Genomic DNA, 17,505 nt, shown 5'->3' with positions numbered 1-17,505 from the left:
GGGCGAGGGCGAGGGGGAGACGGCACGTGGCGTGCTGGAGCCGGATGCGGGCGGCGGGGGACCCGGTGCCGCTGGCGCGGCGCAAGGTGCGCAAGCCGCTTCGCCGCCGGTCATGCCCGGCCTTGTGCCGGGCATCCGCGCCGAGCCCGGCCATGACGGTGGTCTCGCCGGGCCGGTCGTGCCGACGCCGTTGGAAGCGGTGCCTTCGAGCGCCGAACCGGACGATCTGCCCAGTCCCGATCCGGAGGAGGCGGACGCCCTGCCCGACGCAACCGAAGCCTCGCCGTGGCCGGACCTCGTGCTCATCGACGGTGGCCTCGGCCAGCTCAATGCGGCGCGCACGGTGCTGGACGAGCTGGGCATCACCGACGTGCCGCTGGTGGGCATCGCCAAGGGCCTCGACCGCGAGGCCGGGCGCGAGCAGTTCTTCCTGCCCGGCCGCACGCCGTTCCGCATGGAGCCGCGCGACCCGGTGCTCTATTTCATCCAGCGCCTGCGCGACGAGGCCCACCGCTTCGCCATCGGTTCCCATCGCGCCCGGAGGAAGAAGGACATCACGGAAGCCGGGCTTCAGGCCATCGCCGGCGTCGGGCCCACCCGCAAGCGCGCGCTGCTGCGCCATTTCGGCACCCTCAAGGCCATCGAGCGCGCCTCCCTGGCCGATCTGGAGCAGGTGGCCGGCATCAATGCCGCGACCGCCAAGGCGGTGTATGATTATTTTCATGAGCGGTCGCCCGGGTGAGGACTTCCGGACCCGCTCGATTTGAACGGAGGCTTCCGTCGGTCGCGTGCGCGGCCTAAATAGAAGCCGTCCGCCGCCCTGGGGCGCGGACACACAGGCGGCATCCGACCGACGAAGAGACCCGATGGTAGAGGCAGCGACCCGTTCCCCCACGTCCTCCGCGCCCGAACAGCGCGGGCGGAGCCACGCACTCTCGCTGCCCAACATCCTCACCTATTCGCGCTGCGTGGCGGTGCCGCTGGTGGCGGCCTGCCTGTTCTGGTCGGACATCCTGGCCGGCGGGCTGTGGCTGCGCTGGGTGGCGCTCGCGCTCTACATCGCCGCGGCGGTCACGGATTTCTTCGACGGCTATCTCGCCCGCGCCTGGTCGCAGCAATCGGCCATCGGGCGGATGCTGGACCCCATCGCCGACAAGCTGCTGGTGTCCACCTGCCTTCTGATGTTCGCCTCCGACGGCACCATCCGCGGCTGGTCCCTGTGGGCGGCCATCGTCATCCTGTGCCGCGAGATCCTGGTGTCCGGCCTGCGCGAGTTCCTGGCCGAGCTGCGGGTCTCGGTGCCCGTCTCCCGCCTCGCCAAGTGGAAGACGACGCTTCAGCTTGTCGCCGTCGGCGTGCTCATCACGGGACCGGCCGGGGAGAGCGTGCTGCCGGGGGTGAACCTCGTGGGGCTGACCCTGCTGTGGGTCTCGGCCGTGCTCACGCTCTACACCGGCTATGATTATTTCCGGGCCGGCGCCCGCCACCTGGTGGAGGACGAGCGGTGAAGATCCTGTATTTCGCCTGGCTGCGCGAGCGCGTCGGGCTGGCGGAGGAGGAGGTGGCGCCACCCGCCGAGGTGGCGACCGTGGCCGATCTTGCCCGCTGGCTCGCCGGACGCGACGAGGCCCACGCCTACGCCTTTGAAAATGCGGCGGTGGTGCGCGCCGCCCTCGACCGGCGCCATGTGAAGCCGGATGCCTCGCTGGCCGGGGTGCGGGAAGTGGCCTTCTTCCCCCCCATGACCGGAGGCTGAGCCGTGTTTTCCGTCCGCATCCAGGAGGCGCCGTTCGATGCGGCCGCCGAGGTGGCGCGCCTGGCGCAGGGGCGCACCGACGTGGGCGGCATCGTCACCTTCACCGGCCTGTGCCGCGCTGATGCGGGGGCGGACGGGGCGGGGCTCAAGGCGCTCACGCTGGAGCATTATCCCGGCATGGCGGAAGAGGAAATCGAGCGCCATGTGGCCGAGGCCCGTGCGCGCTGGCCGCTGCTGGGCGCCATCGTGGTGCACCGGCACGGGCGGCTGGTGCCGGGCGACCCCATCGTGTTCGTCGCCACCGCCTCGGCGCACCGGGCGGCGGCCTTCGCCGCGGCCGAATTCCTCATGGACTGGCTGAAGACCAGCGCCCCCTTCTGGAAGAAGGAAGAGCGGGCAGACGGCGCCGACGCCGGCGGATGGGTCGAGGCCAAGGCCAGCGACGACGCGGCGGCGGACCGCTGGGCGCGGGACTGACCGCGCTCGGTCCGCACTGCGGTTCCGCCGTCAGGCGAGGAAGGCGCCGTGCACCCAGCCGGATTTATGCGCCACGCCCTCGTCGTCGAGCACGTTCACGAACCACCAGCTGCTACGGTGCTCGACGGGCGCGACCTGCGTGCCGTCGGCGAGCAGTTGGATCACTGCGAACTCCGTGCCCGCCCCCTGGCGCAGGTTGAGGCCGGTCGGCGAGCGCACCGTCAGGATGTTGGGCCCGTCCTCCGCCCGTCCACCCAGCACCTGGGTGCGGAACCGCGCCATGTCGAAGGCCGGGCCGGGGTCCCACTTGCGGCCGCGGGCGATATCGTCATGCCCGAGGATGGTGTCCACGCCGTATTTGGCCGCGAGTGCCCGCGCAATGGCCACCGCCGTCGCCATCTGTTCGGGCGGATAGGGCTCCCAGCCGATGGCCGCGTCCGACGGTCGATAGGGATTGCCGTTCTTGTGGGCGGCGAGGAAGGGGCTGGCGATGGGCACGTTGGTATAGGAGGTCCAGCTCCCGCCGGGACCGGGCTTCAGATAGCCCCAGTTGGCCAGCTCGATGCCGAACGACTTGGTGTTGAAGGAGGTCAGCCCGCCCCAGCTCGAATTGCCGGCATGGTTGGCGGCGGTGTCGAAGTCCACGCACTGGATCACCGAGCCGTCGCGGTCGACGACCACATGGGCGGAGGACTTGGACGTGTTTTCCGGGTTCTGGAACCAGGAGGCGCTGGAGCGGGCCGAGGCGCCGTAGGTGAAATGCATGATGAGGATGTGCGGCGTCGACCCGAAGGTGCCGCCGGTGTGTGCGGCGGGCGAAGCGATGCGCTCCACGGCGCGGCCGTTCTGTTCCAGTCGATGGCGTGTGTTGATGACAAAGCCCATGACCCCTCCCAGCGTCAAGCGGAGCCGCATCCTATGATTGCCGTGTATTATTATTCAATCTTTAGTTGTGCATTCTCCATCCTGCTCTCCGTGGATGCGGCCGCGCCTCAACGCGGATGCGTTGCGACCGGTTGAGGCCCTTGCGTCCCGCCGCGGGCCACGTCTATGAAACAGGGGCGCCCTCCTGAAGAGCCGGCCAACGGTCCCTGCGCTGGTGAGAGAAACGATCCAGAGACGCATTCCATGGATTTTCGTGTTTCGCTCGACGGTCGCTCCGCCCTGGTGACGGGTGCGTCCGGAGGTCTCGGGGCCTTTTTCGCCGAGCGGCTTGCGGCCGCCGGAGCGCGAGTGGCCGTGGCGGCGCGTCGGCGCGATGCCTGTGCCGATCTGTGCGCCCGCATCGCGGCCGCCGGCGGCACCGCGCTGCCCATCGCCCTCGACGTGAGCGACGAGGCTTCGGCCACGGCGGCGGTGGGCGAGGTGGTGGCGGCGTTCGGCGGCCTCGACATTCTCGTCAACAATGCGGGCGTCACCGGCACCACGCCGCTCATGGACGAGACCGCCGAGGCGTGGGACCGCATCCTCGACACCAATCTGAAGGGCGGCTTCCTGGTGGGCCGGGAAGCCGCGCGCGCCATGGTGCAGACCGGGCGCGGCGGCCGCATCGTCAATGTGGCGTCCATCCTCGGGCTGCGCATCGCCGGGCAGGTGGCGGCCTATGCGGCCTCCAAGGCGGCCCTGGTGCAGCTGACCAAGTCCATGGCGCTCGAATGGGCGCGCCATTCCATCCAGGCCAATGCGCTCTGCCCCGGCTATGTGGAAACCGACCTCAACCGGGAGTTCTTTTCGAGCCCGGCGGGCCAGGCGCTGGTGAAGCGCATTCCCAGCCGCCGCCTCGGCACCCTCGAGGATCTCGAGGGTCCGCTCCTGTTCCTGTGTTCCGACGCCGCCCGCTACGTGACCGGGACGACGCTGGTGGTCGATGGCGGCCACCTCGTCTCATCCCTGTGACGGCGCGGCGGCGCGCCATTCCGCCTGGTCCCGCTTCCGCTTGAGGGACCGGCCTCATAAGGTCATCGAGGCGCCAGCGCCGAGGAGGAAACGATGCGACACAAGGTGTACCCGGACGCGAAAAGTGCCCTGGAGGGCGTCCTCGCCGACGGCATGATGATCATGGCCGGCGGGTTCGGTCTCTGCGGCATCCCCGAGAACCTCATCGCCGCCATCCGCGACCTCGGCGCGAAGAACCTCACCTGCGTGTCCAACAATTGCGGCGTGGACGATTTCGGCCTCGGCATCCTCCTCGCCAACGGCCAGATCAAGAAGATGCTGTCGTCCTACGTGGGCGAGAACAAGCTGTTCGAGAAGCTGTATCTGGCCGGCGAGCTGGAGCTGGAGTTCAACCCGCAGGGCACGCTGGCCGAGCGCATCCGCGCCGGCGGCGCGGGCATTCCCGGCTTCTACACCAAGACCGGCTACGGCACGATCATCGCCGAGGGCAAGCCCACCCGCGAGTTCAACGGCGAGCATTATGTGCTGGAGACGGGCCTCGTGGCCGACCTCTCCATCATCAAGGCGTGGAAGGCCGACAAGGAAGGCAACCTCGTCTACCGCAAGACCGCGCGGAACTTCAATCCGATGATGGCCACCGCCGGCAAGGTCACCATTGCCGAGGTGGAGGAGCTGGTGGAGATCGGCGACCTTGATCCCGACACCATCCACACCCCCGGCATCTATGTGGACCGCATCGTCGTCAGCACCGGCGCCGAGAAGCGGATCGAGAAGGTGACCACCCGCAAGCGCGAAGAGGTGAAGTGAGATGGCCTGGACCCGTGACGAGATGGCGGCCCGCGCCGCCCAGCAGATCCGCGACGGCTTCTACGTCAACCTCGGCATCGGCATCCCCACCCTGGTCGCCAACGCGCTGCCCCCCGGCATGACCGTGAGCTTCCAGAGCGAGAACGGCATGCTGGGCATCGGCCCCTTCCCCTATGAGGGCGAGGAGGACCCCGACCTCATCAATGCCGGCAAGCAGACCGTGACCGAGGTGCCGGACACCTCCTATTTCTCCAGCTCCGATTCGTTTGCCATGATCCGTGGCGGCCACATGGACCTGTCCATCCTCGGCTCCATGCAGGTGTCCGAGACCGGCGACATCGCCAACTGGATGGTGCCCGGCAAGATGGTGAAGGGCATGGGCGGCGCCATGGATCTGGTGGCCGGCGCCAAGGAAGTCATCGTGCTCATGGAGCACGTGGAGAAGTCCGGCGCGCCGAAGCTGGTGGAGAAGTGCACCCTGCCGCTCACCGGCACCAACGTGACCGACTTCGTGATCACCGACCTTGCGGTGTTCGCGTTCACCAAGCGCGGCGGCACGCTGGTGCTGAAGGAACTGGCGCCGGGCGTCACCCTCGACGAGGTGAAGGCCAAGACGGCGGCCAAGTTCGAGGTGGGCCTCGCCTGAGGCGCACACCGGTCCTGACGATGAAGGCTCCTCCGCGCTGCGGGGGAGCCTTTTTCGTTCAAGCCCCTTTGTTCACGCCGCAGCTTTGGCCCGCAGCGCTTGCGGCAGGGCGAGGCTTACGCCGGCGGCATCGAGGATGTCGCGCATCGCGTCGCCGTGCAGCACGGCATATTCCACCTCCCGCTGCTGGGTGAGCGGATCGCGCGCGGTGAGCGGATCGTCCACCCGGCCGGGATGCACCATCACCAGCCCACCGTCGGGCACGCCCTTCAGGAAGTGGGTGAGCAGGGTCGCGAAATCGTGGTCGGCGGAAAAGTCATAGGCGCCGCCGAAGCCGCGATTGGTGGCAAGGCCAAGCCGCGCCGCGTCCCGCGCGAAGCCGCTGGCGAAGGCGCCGATGAGCCGGCCCTTCATGTCGAAGCCGTGGAGCGCCGCCTTGGCCGGGGTCACGTCGCGCAGCCAGGCGCGGGGGGCAAGGCGCGCGGTGGCGGCGAGGACCGCCTTGCGCACCACCGGCAGCACATGCACGTGCTGGTGGCCGTCCACATGGTCCGGCGGCCGGCCGAAGGCGGCGAGGAAGGCCTCGAACTGTGCTTCCACCTCCGCCTCCACCGCCTTGGCATCGAGCCGCCGCGACAGGGCCGCGAGCACCACCCGGGACAGCGTGGGGAACGAGCCGTTCGGCCCGGCCATGCCCCGGGTGAGCGGGGGGAAGGTGCCGGTGAGGGTCACATGCAGGCCGATGCTCACATCCCGCGCCTCGGCCGCGGCCTTGAGCGTTTCGGCCTCCTCGGTGAGGCCGTCGAACACGGTCATCACCGAGGTGGCGTTGATCCGGCGCGCCGTGATCAGCCGGCGGATGGCCTCCGATACGCCGGGCGCGATGGCGTAGTCGTCGGCGCACAGGACCACGCGCTTCATGGCTCGGCCCTCGACGCCAGCGCCGATGGGTGCCCCGGCCCGGCGAAGGGCTGCCCGGCAATGGGCTGCCCCGCCAGGGGGTGGCCTGTGGCCTCGGCGGGGGCGCGGTTGAGCACGTGGTCGGCCACGTAATAGACCGGGCGCGCCTTGATCTCGGAGAGGATGCGGGCGACGTACTCGCCCATCAGCCCCATGACCAGCAGCTGCGTGCCGCCGATCACCATCAGGCCCACCACGAGGGAGGGATAGCCCGGCAGCGGGATGCCCCAGACGAGGCGCTCCACCACGATCCAGCTGCCATAGAACAGGGCAAGGCCCGCCAGCACCGCGCCGAACGCGGCGGCAAGGCGCAGGGGCGCCGGCGAGAACGAGGTCAGCGCCTCCATGGACAGGCCGAGCAGGCGCAGGAAGCTCCAGGAGGTGGAGCCGTGGGCGCGCGGCGCCGGCCGGTAGGGCACCGCGATCTGGCGGAAGCCGATCCAGCTCGACAGGCCCTTGAAGAAGCGGTTGCGCTCCGGCATGCGCCGCAAGGCGGCGGCGGCGCGCGGAGACAGGATGCGGAAGTCGGCCGCATCCTCCGGAATGGGGGTGGCGGCGCCGAAGTTCAAAAGCTTGTAGAAGGCGCGCACGAACAGGCGCCGGCTCGCGGCCTCGTCGGAGCGGTCGGCCTTCACCGCATAGGCCACGTCATAGCCTTCATCCTTCCACAGGCGCAGGAAGGTGGGGATCATCTCCGGCGGATGCTGGCCGTCGCCGTCCATGAACATCACGGCGTCGCCGCGGGCATGGTCGAGGCCGGCCATGAGGGCGGCCTCCTTGCCGAAATTGCGCGACAGCGCCACCACCTGCACGTCGATGCCCAGCACCGGCAGGCTGGCGGCCAGCGCCGCGGTGCCGTCGCGGCTGCCGTCGTCCACATAGACGATTTCCATGGCGAGGCCGCGCGCGCGCGCCTCCGCGGCAGCGGCGGCGCTCAGGTCGGCATGGAAGAAGGGTAGCCCTTCGACCTCATTGTAGAGCGGAACGACGATGCTGAGGTCAGGTGTCATGGTACTTCCGCCCGGCACGCGCAAAGAATGCAAACTCATCTAGCCGCCTCCGCCCCGAATGGGAGCAGAAATTTTCTCGGAGGCTGCGGAACCCCCGCATGTCCGCCGCGTTGACAGGACAGCGCGATCATTCCCCCCATTGATCGTGCCATTGGCGCGGCCGTCTTCCCCCAAGGCGGCCGCGTCGTCATTTTGGCGGCCGCCCATCGCGAGGAGCGGCCGCTCTTGCGGGATATCAAGGCCCGAGACTTTGGGCGAGTTTAGGGTAAGGTCGCGTCGTTCAAACGGCCGAACGGGGGCCTTGTGTGATGATTCGCGACATTCTGGTCAATCTCGCCCAAGGGGTCGAGACGGATCGCGCCTGCGATTTCGCGGCGAGCCTCGCTGCAAGCTTCGGTGCCCATCTCACCGGCCTGTCGGTCGCTTATGAGATCGATGTGCCGCCCTTCTACATGGGGGCGCTGCCCACCGACTTCATCGAGGCGCAGGCGCTGGAAAACCAGTCCGCAGCCGAAAAGGCATCGGCGCGCTTCATCGCCGCCGCGAGCGCCGCAGGGGTCGCCCACGAGGTGCGCAGCCTGTCCGCCTCCCTGGGCGTCGCCGCCAACAGCTTCGCCGAGATGGCGCGGCTGTTTGACCTCACGGTGGTGGCCCAGCCCGATCCGGACCGGCCCGGCCCGGAAGAGGTGATCGCCGAGACGGTGCTGATGGAATCGGGCCGCGCGGTGCTCATCGTGCCTTATGTGCAGACCAAGCCCTTCAGCGCCGAGCGCGCCGTGGTGGCCTGGGACGGCAGCCGGCCCGCCGCCCGTGCGCTGGCCGAGGCGCTGCCTCTGCTCCACCGCACCAAGGAGGTGGAGGTCTTCCGCGTGGTGGCCCACCGGGAGGAAGAAGATACCGTGGGCGCCGACGTGGTGCGCCATCTCGCCCATCATGGCCTCAACGCCAGGGTCCGCAAGCTGCCGGTGACCTCCGGCGAGCCCATCGCGTCGGCCATTCTCAACGAGGTGGCGGACCAGGGCGCCGATTTCGTGGTGATGGGGGGCTACGGCCATTCCCGCCTCCGCGAGCTGGTGCTGGGCGGCGTGACCCGCGAGATCCTCGCCACCATGACCGTGCCGGTGCTGATGGCCCATTGAGGTCCGGACCGGATGGGCGCTGGACGGCGTCCAGCGTCCGGCCTGCGGAAAACAAAAAGCCCTCTTCCGGCGGAAGAGGGCTTTTTCGTCTGGGGAGGACCGATCGGGGATCAGTCCTCGTCGTCGTCCTCGTTTTCGTTCTTCTTCGAGCCGCCGAGCTTGGCGAACACGGTCTCGAGGTCAAGGGACTCGCGGCCCTTGGGGGCTTCCTCGATGTCGTCGTGCCCGGTGGTGACGTCCGCTGGCAGCAGGGTTGCGCCGCGGTCCTCGATGGCGGTGGCGGGACGGTCCTTGGCGGCGCGCTGGACTTCGAGGTCAAGGTCGATCTGGCTGCACAGGCCCAGCGTCACCGGGTCCATGGGCGAGAGCTGGGCCGAGTTCCAGTGGGTGCGCTCGCGGATGGACTGGATGGTGGACTTGGTGGTGCCCACCAGGCGGATGATCTGGGCGTCCTTCAGCTCCGCATGGTTGCGCAGCAGCCAGAGGATGGCGTTGGGCCGGTCGTGGCGGCGCGAGACCGGGGTGTAGCGCGGGCCGCGGCGCTTCTTCTGCTCCGGCAGGCGCACCTTGGATTCCAGCAGCTTGAGCCGGCGATCGGGGTTCTGCTCGGCGACGGTGATCTCGTCGCGGGAGAGCTGGCCGGTGGAGATGGGGTCGAGCCCCTTGATTCCCTGCGCCACCTCGCCGTCGGCGATGCCCTTCACCTCGAGGGGGTGGAGCTTGCAGAAGTCACCGATCTGCTCGAAGGTCAGGGCGGTATTGTCCACGAGCCAGACGGCGGTGGCCTTGGGCATCAAAGGTATGTTCGACATGGCGGCCTCTTGCGGCTTGTTGGTCGTCGGACGCTGCGGTCCACGGGCTTGTTCGGTCTGTGACGCCAGGGTTTGGGTCGGCGCTGGCGTCGGTATTCGAGGGCGTCGGCATATGCGGGTTCGCAAGGCCACCCCTCCCTTGGGGCGGACCGCGGAACTCATCGCTTTATCCGGGATCGGGCCAACATAAGCGCGCCGCGGGCAAGTTGCAATTGCCGTGCGCAGGAGGGCCGGAAATCGGGCGGTGCCGCAACGGCCGCCCGAAATCGCCGGCGCGCCCTTCCGTCGGCTTGACAGGCGCCCCGCAAGGCCGCCAATTCGCCCCATGCCCTCGATCGAGCCCGCCATGGACCCCGCCGCAGCGCCGGATGTCGCCGCAAAGCCGCCGCTCAAGATCCTCCTTGCCGCGCCGCGTGGCTTCTGTGCCGGCGTGGTGCGGGCCATCGACGCCGTGGAGCAGGCGCTGAAGCTCTATGGCGCGCCGGTCTATGTGCGCCACGAGATCGTGCATAACAAATACGTGGTGGAAGACCTGAAGCGGAAGGGCGCCGTCTTCGTGGAGGAGCTGGACGAGGTGCCGGACACCTCGGCGCCGGTGATCTTCTCCGCCCACGGCGTGCCGAAATCGGTGCCGGACGAGGCGACCTCCCGCAAGCTGTTCGCCATCGACGCCACCTGCCCGCTGGTCACCAAGGTGCACCGCGAGGCGCAGGTGCATTTCCGAAAGGGCCGGCACATCCTGCTCATCGGCCATGAGGGCCATCCCGAGGTGGTGGGCACCATCGGCCAGCTGCCGGATGGCGCCTTCACCCTGATCGAGACCGCCGAGGACGCGCGCGCCGTGATGCCGCGCGACCCGGAAAACCTCGCCTATGTGACGCAGACCACCCTGTCGCTGGACGATACGGCGCAGATGATCGCCATCCTGCGCGAGCGCTTCCCCACGCTCAGCGAGCCGCACAAGGAAGACATCTGCTACGCCACCACCAACCGGCAGGAGGCGGTGAAGGCCATCGCGCCCAAGGTGGATGCGCTGGTGGTGGTGGGCGCGCCCAATTCCTCCAATTCCCAGCGCCTGCGCGAGGCCGCCGAGCGCGCCGGCTGCGCCCGCGCCGTGCTGGTGCAGCGGGCGGCGGATATCGACTGGACGGTGTTCTCCAGCATCGCCAGCCTCGGCGTCACCGCCGGCGCCTCGGCCCCGGAGGTGCTGGTGGAGGAAATCATCGACGCCTTCGCCGAACGCTTCGCTGTGAGCGTCGAGACCGTGACCTCAACGGAGGAGGACGTGTTCTTCCCCCTGCCGCGCGCCCTGCGGCCGGATGCGGCGGAGTAGATCGTGGCGGTCTATACGGACGTTGCGCCGGCAGAACTTGAAGACTTCCTGTCCGGCTACGACATCGGCACGCTCACCTCTTTCCACGGCATCGCGGAGGGGGTGGAGAATTCCAACTTCCTGGTCCAGACCACGCGCGGCAGCTACATTCTCACCCTCTATGAGAAGCGGGTGAACCGGGACGACCTGCCCTTCTTCATCGGCCTCATGGAGCATCTGGCGGCGCGCGGCCTGTCCTGCCCGCAGCCGGTGGCGCAGCGCTCGGGGGCGGTGCTCTCGGAGATCGCGGGGCGGCCGGCGGCCATGGTCACCTTCCTGCCCGGCGTCTCGGTGCGGCGGCCCACGGCGGAACATTGCGCCGAGCTGGGGCGGGGCCTTGCCCAGCTGCATCTGGCCGGCGCGGACTTCCCCATGGCGCGGACCAACAACCTGTCCGTCGCCGGCTGGCGGCCTTTGTTCGAGGCGGCGCATGGGCAGGCGGACGGCGTCGCTCCGGGCCTTGCCGCCACCATCGCGGCGGAACTGGCGACGCTGGAGGCAAGCTGGCCGCAGGGCCTGCCGGCGGGCGTGATCCATGCGGACCTGTTCCCGGACAACGCCTTCTTCCTCGACGAGAAGCTCTCGGGCATCATCGACTTCTACTTCGCCTGCACCGACTTCCTCGCCTATGACGTGGCGGTGTGCCTCAACGCCTGGTGCTTCGAGCAGGACGGGTCCTACAACGTCACCAAGGGGCGGGCGCTGCTGTCCGGATACGAGGCGGTGCGGCCCCTGTCGGATGAGGAGAAGGCGGCCCTGCCGCGCCTTGCCCGTGGCGCCGCGCTGCGCTTCCTGCTCACCCGCCTCGTGGACTGGCTGAACGTGCCCGAAGGCGCGCTGGTGCGCCCCAAGGACCCGCTGGAATATCTCAGGAAGCTGCGCTTCCACCAGGCGGTGGACAGCGCGCAGGATTACGGTCTGGCGGCATGAAAGAGGTTGAGGTGTTCACGGACGGGGCCTGCTCGGGCAATCCCGGCCCCGGAGGCTGGGGCGCGATCCTGCGCTTCGGTGCCCACGAGAAGGAACTGAGCGGCGGCGAGCCCCTCACCACCAACAACCGCATGGAACTGATGGGCGCCATCTCCGCGCTGGAGGCGCTGAAGGAGCCGTGCGCCATCGATCTGCACACCGACAGCGCCTATCTGAAGGACGGCGTCACCAAGTGGATGCACGGCTGGAAGCGCAACGGCTGGCGCACCGCCGACAAGAAGCCGGTGAAGAACCAGGACCTGTGGGAGCGCCTCGACGAGGCGCTGAAGCGCCACACCCTGCGCTGGCACTGGGTGAAGGGCCATGCCGGCCATGTCGAGAACGAGCGCGCGGACGAACTGGCCCGCGCCGGCATGGCACCGTTCAAGCTGAAGGGCCGGATCGGCGGCTGAGGGGCACGCGAAGCCGGCCCCCGGAGCCGCCCCCCCGGCGCTATTTCTTCTGGGCCGCCGCTTCCTGCTTCTTGCGCTCGATGCAGCGCGAGATGAGGGTCGAGCGGTCCGCCTGCTTTCCGGGCGGGTTCTCCGCCTGGCAGGCGGCGCGGATCTGGTCGATGGACTGGGTGCCCTGTGCGACGGCACCGGGTGTGGCCAGCAGCAACAGTGCCGGCGCGAACATCCATGCGGACAGTTTCATTTGGAATCCCCTCCCTGTTCCGGCGCGTGGCCGGCTGCATCCCCGAGAGAAGATTACACCCTCTGGTTGTCGATGGGGAAGGGGGCGCTTCCAAAAGGCTTCTCGCGGCCCGGGACGTATCGCCGCTCCGCGTCGGCATCCTGCCCTGGCGCCCCCCTGGCGCCCCGCCATCGGCGCCGCCCGGCCTGTCCATAGGCGGGGATTGATGGTATCTCAATGGCGCCGAGCCGGCTGGCTCGCGGGGAAGTGATTTGCCACCGGCTGATCCCCGGCCGGTGTCCCTGGCTGGCCTCGAGCGTGCCATCCTCTTGCCTTGGCGGCGTTTTTGCCGTCGTTGCGACCGGACAGCGCGCCGCCCCCGCGGCCGGAACACGACGGCCGACAATCGTGGCTTGTGCCGCGATGAACCGTTTTGCATTGCGGCAGCGTGTGCTATCGGATGCGCCGTCTTCCGGTTTCGGCTCGTCGGTTGCGGGAGGTGCCGAACCTTCTTCACATCTTCGTTGACGGATGTTTGTCCGTCGAGGAGCCGGATTGCCATGACGCCTGCCCCGCGCCTTTGGGTCCTTGTTGTTGCGTTTGTCCTCCCGCTCGCCGCGTGCGGTCAGCCGTCCGCCCAGCAGCAGGGCGCGCCGCCCCCGCCCCAGGTCACGGTGGCCACGCCGCAGACCAAGACCGTCACCGACCAGGACGAATATGTGGGCCGCTTCGTCGCCATCGACGAGGTGAACGTGCGCGCCCGCGTCGCCGGCTATCTGGACAAGATCCATTTCACCGACGGCCAGATGGTGAAGGAAGGCGACCTGCTCTTCACCATCGACCAGCGCCCGTATCTGATTGCCCTCGATCAGGCCAAGGCCAACCTCGACCAGGCCAACGCCAATCTCGACTTCACCAAGGCCGACCTCGACCGCGCCAGGACGCTGCTGGAGGACCGCACCTCCAACGCCATCTCCAAGCAGGCCTTCGACCAGCGCACCCAGGCCGCGCGCGCCGCCGCCGCCACGGTGCTGTCGCAGCAGGCGGCCGTGCACTCCGCCCAGCTCGATCTCACCTTCACCGAGGTGCGCGCCCCGGTTTCCGGCCGCATCGGTGACCGGCGCGTCTCGGTGGGCAATTACGTGGCGGCGGGCTCCGGCGCGACGCCGACCCTTTTGGCGGTGATCGTTTCCATCGATCCCATCCGCTTCGAGTTCACCATCGACGAGGCCTCCCTGCTGCGCATCCTGCGCCGCAAGGGCGGGGCCGACGTTTCCGGCGACCCGGTCGCCCTCAAGCTCATCGACGACAAGGATTTCATCCACCCGGGCAAGCTCGACTTCCTGAACAACGTCATCGACCGGGAAACCGGCACCATCCGTGGCCGTGCCGTGTTCGACAACAAGAACGGCCTGTTCCGCCCCGGCATGTTCGCCCGCATCCGCCTCGACTCGTCCGCCCCCTACCAGTCGCTGGCGGTGCCGGACGCCGCCATCGGCACCGAGCAGGTGAACAAGTTCGTCTATGTGATCGGGCCGGAGAACAAGGTGCTGCAGAAGGTGGTCACCCTGGGGCCGCTGGTGGGCGACATGCGGGTGATCCGCTCCGGCCTCACGGCGGAGGACAAGGTGGTGGTCAACGGCCTCATGCGCGTGCGGCCCGGCGTCACCGTCAACCCGCAGATGGCGGAGGCCAGCCCGCCGCCCGCAGCCGCCGCCACGACCGCGAAGTGAGGTGAGAAGATGCGCTTCTCACACTTCTTCATCGACCGCCCCATCTTCGCCTCGGTGGTCTCCGCCGTCGTCATGATCCTCGGCGCGGTGACCTACCTGCGCCTGCCGGTGGCCCAGTATCCGGACATCGCCCCGCCGGTGATCACCGTGACTGGTCAATATCCCGGCGCCTCGGCGGAGATCGTCGCCGAGACCGTGGTCGCGCCCATCGAGCAGCAGATCAACGGCGTGGAGCGCATGCTCTACCTGTCGTCCAACTCGACGGCGGACGGCCGCTTCTCCATTTCCGTCACCTTCGACATCGGCACCAACCTCGACATCGCCCAGGTGCAGGTGCAGAACCGCGTCGCCATCGCCCAGCCGCGCCTGCCCAGCGAAGTGCAGCAGGTGGGCGTGGTGACGGCCAAGTCCTCGCCCGACCTGATGCTGGTGGTCAGCCTGTATTCGCCCGACGGCTCGCGCGATCCGCTCTTCATCTCGAACTTCGCCAATATCGAGATCAAGGACGTGCTCTCGCGCATCGACGGCGTGGGCTCCATCACCGTGTTCGGCTCCCGCGAATACGCCATGCAGATCTGGCTTGATCCGAACCGGCTGTCCCAGCTCAACCTCACCACCACGGACGTGGTGGCGGCGCTGCGGGCGCAGAACGTGCAGGTGGCCTCCGGCGTGCTCAACGCGCCGCCGGTGCCGGAGCAGCGCGCCTTCCAGATCGCGGTGCGCACCCTCGGCCGGCTTACGGACGCGCGGGCCTTCTCCGACATCGTCATCAAGCAGACCGACCAGGCGCTGGTGCGGCTGAAGGACGTGGGCCGGGTGGAGATCGCGGCCCAGGACTATGCCTCGACCTCGTTCCTCGACAAGGACATCTCGATCCAGCTCGGCGTGTTCCAGCGCCCCGGCTCCAACGCCCTCGCCACCGGCAACGCGGTGGTGGCGGAGATGGCGCGCATCGGCAAGACCTTCCCCGAGGGGCTGAAGTACGGCATCTACTACAACCCCACCCAGTTCATCCAGCAGTCGGTGGATGCGGTGGTGCACACCATCGGCGAGGCCATCGTGCTGGTGGTGCTGGTGGTGATCCTGTTCCTGCAGAGCTGGCGGGCGGCGATCATCCCCATCCTCGCCATCCCGATCTCGCTCATCGGCACCTTCTTCGTCATGGGCCTGTTCGGCTTCTCGCTGAACAACCTGTCCCTGTTCGGCCTGGTGCTGGCCATCGGCATCGTGGTGGATGACGCCATCGTGGTGGTGGAGAATGTGGAGCGCAACATCGAGGCGGGCCTCTCCCCGCGGGATGCCGCCTACAAGACCATGGATGAGGTGGGCGGCGCGCTGGTGGCCATCTCGCTGGTGCTGACGGCGGTGTTCGTGCCCACCGCCTTCATCACCGGCCTGTCCGGCGAATTCTATCGCCAGTTCGCCCTCACCATCGCCGGCTCCACGCTGATCTCGCTGCTGGTGTCGCTGACCCTGTCGCCGGCCATGTGCGCGCTGCTGCTGAAGCCGCACCGCTCGGTGCACCAGAAGCCGGCCTGGTACGCCCGGCCGGTGGTGGGCTTCTTCGGCCTCTTCAACCGCGCCTTCGAGCGGCTCGGCAACGGCTATGCCTATCTGACCGCGCGGCTGGTGCGCGTGGTGGCGCTGGTGCTCATCGTCTATGCGGGCATCGTTGCCTTCGGCGGCTATCTGTTCACCACCACGCCCCAGGGCTTCATCCCGCAGCAGGACCGCGGCTATCTCATCATCGCCGCCCAGCTGCCGCCCGGCGCCTCCATGCAGCGCACCGAGACGGTGATGAAGCAGGCCGGCGACCTGGTGCTCGGCACGCCGGGCGTCAGCCGCGTCATCAACATCGCCGGCTTCTCGGGCGCCACCTTCACCAACGCGCCGAACGCGGGCGCCATGTTCGTGATCCTGAAGCCCTTCCCCGAGCGGGAGGGCCATCCCGAGCAGACGGCGGCGGCGGTGCAGAGGGTGCTGTTCGGCAAGATGGCGGGCATCCAGGAAGCCCAGATGATCGTGGTGCAGCCGCCGCCGGTGCAGGGCATCGGCAATGCCGGCGGCTTCCGCATGATGATCGAGGACCGCTCCGGCTCGGGCCTCCTCGCCCTGCGCAACGCCACCTATGCCATGATGGGCGCCGCTGCGCAGACCCCGGGGCTGATGCAGGTCTATTCGCTGTTCGAGACCTCGACGCCCCAGCTGTTCCTCGACATCGACCGGCAGAAGGCGCAGCTGCTGCGGGTGAACACCGCCGACCTGTTCGCCGCGTTGCAGACCTATATCGGCTCCTCCTACGTCAACGACTTCAACCTGTTCGGCCGCACCTTCCGGGTGCAGGCCCAGGCCGATGCGCCGTTCCGGCTCGATCCCAAGGACGTGCTCTCGATCCGGGTGCGGACCGCGGGCGGGGAGACGGTGCCGCTCGGCTCCTTCACCACGGTGCGCGACATTTCCGGTCCCTACCGGGTGCCGCGCTACAATCTCTATCCCGCCGCCGAGCTCGACGGCTCGCCGGCCCCCGGCTATTCGCAGGGCCAGGCCATCCAGATCATGCAGGATCTGGCGGCGAAGGTGCTGCCGCAGGGCTTCTCCTATGAATGGACGGCGCTGGCCTACCAGCAGCAGAAGGCCGGCAACACCGCCATCTTCGCCTTCGCGCTGGGCGTGGTGTTCGTGTTCCTGGTGCTGGCGGCCCAGTATGAGAGCCTGACCCTGCCTCTGGCGGTCATCCTCATCGTGCCCATGTGCCTGGTGGCGGCGCTCATCGGCGTGATCCTGCGGGGTCAGGACAACAACATCCTGACCCAGGTGGGCTTCATCGTGCTCATCGGCCTTGCCGCCAAGAACGCCATCCTCATCGTCGAGTTCGCCAAGCAGCTGGAAGACCAGGGCCATGGCCGGCGCGAGGCGGCGGTGGAGGCGGCGCGGCTGCGGCTTCGGCCCATCGTGATGACCTCGCTGGCCTTCATCCTCGGCGTGGTGCCGCTGGTGTGGGCCGCCGGCGCCGGCGCCGAGCTGCGGCAGGCGCTGGGCACGGCGGTGTTCGCCGGCATGATCGGGGTGACGCTGTTCGGCCTGATCTTCACGCCCACCTTCTACGTCTTCGCCCGGTGGCTCGCGGGCCTCGGCGCGCGCCGCGAGGCCAAGGCCGAGCCGCCCCAGCACCCGGCCCCGGCCGAGTAGCACAGCCCCTGGAGCATGCGCCGATCAGCCTGCATCGCAAGCTGATCGGCGCGTGCTCTTTCCTGAGTTCAGAGGGCGATTCACCGAGAAAACGGGTTCGATT

General features: G+C 68.6%; 18 protein-coding genes. 13 read left to right on the top strand and 5 right to left on the bottom strand.

The window, feature by feature from the left end; genetic code table 11:
* The 4 genes from K9U41_RS10070 to K9U41_RS10055 all read left to right on the top strand — a co-directional run.
* Positions 1-742, top strand: a 742-nt coding sequence (locus K9U41_RS10070) for a helix-hairpin-helix domain-containing protein (protein ID WP_282640705.1), incomplete at its 5' end; no start/stop codon positions are given.
* A 124-nt stretch (positions 743-866) separates the two neighbouring features.
* Positions 867-1,508, top strand: a complete 642-nt coding sequence (pgsA, locus tag K9U41_RS10065; RefSeq protein ID WP_282640704.1) for a CDP-diacylglycerol--glycerol-3-phosphate 3-phosphatidyltransferase — start codon at positions 867-869, stop codon at positions 1,506-1,508.
* Entirely contained in the window at positions 1,505-1,756 is a 252-nt protein-coding gene (gene moaD, locus K9U41_RS10060) for a molybdopterin converting factor subunit 1 (RefSeq protein ID WP_012114366.1), read from the top strand. The genes pgsA and moaD overlap by 4 nt, the downstream gene beginning before the upstream one ends.
* A gap of 3 nt (positions 1,757-1,759) precedes the next feature.
* Entirely contained in the window at positions 1,760-2,233 is a 474-nt protein-coding gene (locus K9U41_RS10055; protein ID WP_282640703.1) for a molybdenum cofactor biosynthesis protein MoaE, read from the top strand.
* 30 nt (positions 2,234-2,263) lie between these two features.
* Here K9U41_RS10055 and K9U41_RS10050 read toward each other — a convergent pair whose 3' ends face one another.
* Positions 2,264-3,118 (bottom strand): N-acetylmuramoyl-L-alanine amidase, encoded by an 855-nt coding sequence (locus K9U41_RS10050; RefSeq protein WP_282640702.1) that lies wholly within the window; start codon positions 3,116-3,118, stop codon positions 2,264-2,266.
* A gap of 243 nt (positions 3,119-3,361) precedes the next feature.
* On the opposite strand from K9U41_RS10050, the gene K9U41_RS10045 reads away from it, so the two are divergent.
* The 3 genes from K9U41_RS10045 to K9U41_RS10035 all read left to right on the top strand — a co-directional run bounded on the left by K9U41_RS10045 (position 3,362) and on the right by K9U41_RS10035 (position 5,582).
* The gene (locus K9U41_RS10045) at positions 3,362-4,129 is read left to right on the top strand and encodes an SDR family NAD(P)-dependent oxidoreductase (RefSeq protein ID WP_282640701.1); all 768 of its coding nucleotides are present in this window, start codon (positions 3,362-3,364) and stop codon (positions 4,127-4,129) included.
* A gap of 93 nt (positions 4,130-4,222) precedes the next feature.
* Positions 4,223-4,936: a CoA transferase subunit A gene (locus K9U41_RS10040; RefSeq protein WP_282640700.1), complete on the top strand. Its 714-nt coding sequence runs from the start codon at positions 4,223-4,225 to the stop codon at positions 4,934-4,936.
* 1 nt (position 4,937) lies between these two features.
* A complete protein-coding gene (locus K9U41_RS10035; protein WP_149576086.1) occupies positions 4,938-5,582 on the top strand; it encodes a CoA transferase subunit B in 645 nt (214 codons plus the stop codon).
* A 72-nt stretch (positions 5,583-5,654) separates the two neighbouring features.
* Here K9U41_RS10035 and K9U41_RS10030 read toward each other — a convergent pair whose 3' ends face one another.
* Complete coding sequence (locus K9U41_RS10030) at positions 5,655-6,503, bottom strand: ChbG/HpnK family deacetylase (RefSeq protein ID WP_282640699.1); 849 nt, start codon at positions 6,501-6,503, stop codon at positions 5,655-5,657.
* Positions 6,500-7,591, bottom strand: coding sequence for a glycosyltransferase family 2 protein (locus tag K9U41_RS10025; RefSeq protein ID WP_432715769.1), 1,092 nt, complete (start codon positions 7,589-7,591; stop codon positions 6,500-6,502). The genes K9U41_RS10030 and K9U41_RS10025 overlap by 4 nt, the downstream gene beginning before the upstream one ends.
* A gap of 269 nt (positions 7,592-7,860) precedes the next feature.
* Between K9U41_RS10025 and K9U41_RS10020 the strand changes: the two genes are divergently transcribed.
* Positions 7,861-8,691, top strand: coding sequence for a universal stress protein (locus tag K9U41_RS10020; RefSeq protein ID WP_282640697.1), 831 nt, complete (start codon positions 7,861-7,863; stop codon positions 8,689-8,691).
* 110 nt (positions 8,692-8,801) lie between these two features.
* Here K9U41_RS10020 and K9U41_RS10015 read toward each other — a convergent pair whose 3' ends face one another.
* Positions 8,802-9,503 (bottom strand): DUF1013 domain-containing protein, encoded by a 702-nt coding sequence (locus tag K9U41_RS10015; protein ID WP_282640696.1) that lies wholly within the window; start codon positions 9,501-9,503, stop codon positions 8,802-8,804.
* A gap of 325 nt (positions 9,504-9,828) precedes the next feature.
* On the opposite strand from K9U41_RS10015, the gene ispH reads away from it, so the two are divergent.
* The 3 genes from ispH to rnhA are packed head-to-tail and all read left to right on the top strand — an operon-like array spanning position 9,829 to position 12,257.
* Complete coding sequence (gene ispH, locus K9U41_RS10010; protein WP_282640695.1) at positions 9,829-10,836, top strand: 4-hydroxy-3-methylbut-2-enyl diphosphate reductase; 1,008 nt, start codon at positions 9,829-9,831, stop codon at positions 10,834-10,836.
* A gap of 3 nt (positions 10,837-10,839) precedes the next feature.
* On the top strand, positions 10,840-11,805 hold the full coding sequence (gene thrB, locus K9U41_RS10005; RefSeq protein WP_282640694.1) for a homoserine kinase: 966 nt from the start codon (positions 10,840-10,842) through the stop codon (positions 11,803-11,805).
* Positions 11,802-12,257 (top strand): ribonuclease HI, encoded by a 456-nt coding sequence (rnhA, locus tag K9U41_RS10000; protein WP_282640693.1) that lies wholly within the window; start codon positions 11,802-11,804, stop codon positions 12,255-12,257. The genes thrB and rnhA overlap by 4 nt, the downstream gene beginning before the upstream one ends.
* A 40-nt stretch (positions 12,258-12,297) precedes the next feature.
* On the opposite strand, the gene K9U41_RS09995 is transcribed toward rnhA, so the two are convergent.
* Positions 12,298-12,501: a hypothetical protein gene (locus K9U41_RS09995; protein ID WP_282640692.1), complete on the bottom strand. Its 204-nt coding sequence runs from the start codon at positions 12,499-12,501 to the stop codon at positions 12,298-12,300.
* A gap of 539 nt (positions 12,502-13,040) precedes the next feature.
* On the opposite strand from K9U41_RS09995, the gene K9U41_RS09990 reads away from it, so the two are divergent.
* The gene (locus K9U41_RS09990) at positions 13,041-14,213 is read left to right on the top strand and encodes an efflux RND transporter periplasmic adaptor subunit (RefSeq protein WP_282640691.1); all 1,173 of its coding nucleotides are present in this window, start codon (positions 13,041-13,043) and stop codon (positions 14,211-14,213) included.
* Positions 14,214-14,222: 9 nt separating this feature from the next.
* Entirely contained in the window at positions 14,223-17,402 is a 3,180-nt protein-coding gene (locus K9U41_RS09985; RefSeq protein ID WP_282640690.1) for an efflux RND transporter permease subunit, read from the top strand.
* Positions 17,403-17,505 lie beyond the last annotated feature (103 nt).

It is taken from the genome of Xanthobacter autotrophicus (genome assembly GCF_029991245.1).
Taxonomy (GTDB): domain Bacteria; phylum Pseudomonadota; class Alphaproteobacteria; order Rhizobiales; family Xanthobacteraceae; genus Xanthobacter; species Xanthobacter autotrophicus_C.
The sequence above is the reverse complement of the archived record's forward strand: the minus strand, read 5'-3'. Positions and strand labels throughout refer to the sequence as shown.

Coding starts and splice junctions, on each gene's coding strand:
- pgsA (WP_282640704.1), top strand. CDS start 867: ATGGTAGAGGCAGCGACCCGTTCCCCCACGTCCTCCGCGCCCGAACAG.
- K9U41_RS10050 (WP_282640702.1), bottom strand. CDS start 3,118: ATGGGCTTTGTCATCAACACACGCCATCGACTGGAACAGAACGGCCGC.
- K9U41_RS10045 (WP_282640701.1), top strand. CDS start 3,362: ATGGATTTTCGTGTTTCGCTCGACGGTCGCTCCGCCCTGGTGACGGGT.
- K9U41_RS10040 (WP_282640700.1), top strand. CDS start 4,223: ATGCGACACAAGGTGTACCCGGACGCGAAAAGTGCCCTGGAGGGCGTC.
- K9U41_RS10035 (WP_149576086.1), top strand. CDS start 4,938: ATGGCCTGGACCCGTGACGAGATGGCGGCCCGCGCCGCCCAGCAGATC.
- K9U41_RS10030 (WP_282640699.1), bottom strand. CDS start 6,503: ATGAAGCGCGTGGTCCTGTGCGCCGACGACTACGCCATCGCGCCCGGC.
- K9U41_RS10025 (WP_432715769.1), bottom strand. CDS start 7,591: ATGAGTTTGCATTCTTTGCGCGTGCCGGGCGGAAGTACCATGACACCT.
- K9U41_RS10020 (WP_282640697.1), top strand. CDS start 7,861: ATGATTCGCGACATTCTGGTCAATCTCGCCCAAGGGGTCGAGACGGAT.
- K9U41_RS10015 (WP_282640696.1), bottom strand. CDS start 9,503: ATGTCGAACATACCTTTGATGCCCAAGGCCACCGCCGTCTGGCTCGTG.
- ispH (WP_282640695.1), top strand. CDS start 9,829: ATGCCCTCGATCGAGCCCGCCATGGACCCCGCCGCAGCGCCGGATGTC.
- rnhA (WP_282640693.1), top strand. CDS start 11,802: ATGAAAGAGGTTGAGGTGTTCACGGACGGGGCCTGCTCGGGCAATCCC.
- K9U41_RS09995 (WP_282640692.1), bottom strand. CDS start 12,501: ATGAAACTGTCCGCATGGATGTTCGCGCCGGCACTGTTGCTGCTGGCC.
- K9U41_RS09990 (WP_282640691.1), top strand. CDS start 13,041: ATGACGCCTGCCCCGCGCCTTTGGGTCCTTGTTGTTGCGTTTGTCCTC.
- K9U41_RS09985 (WP_282640690.1), top strand. CDS start 14,223: ATGCGCTTCTCACACTTCTTCATCGACCGCCCCATCTTCGCCTCGGTG.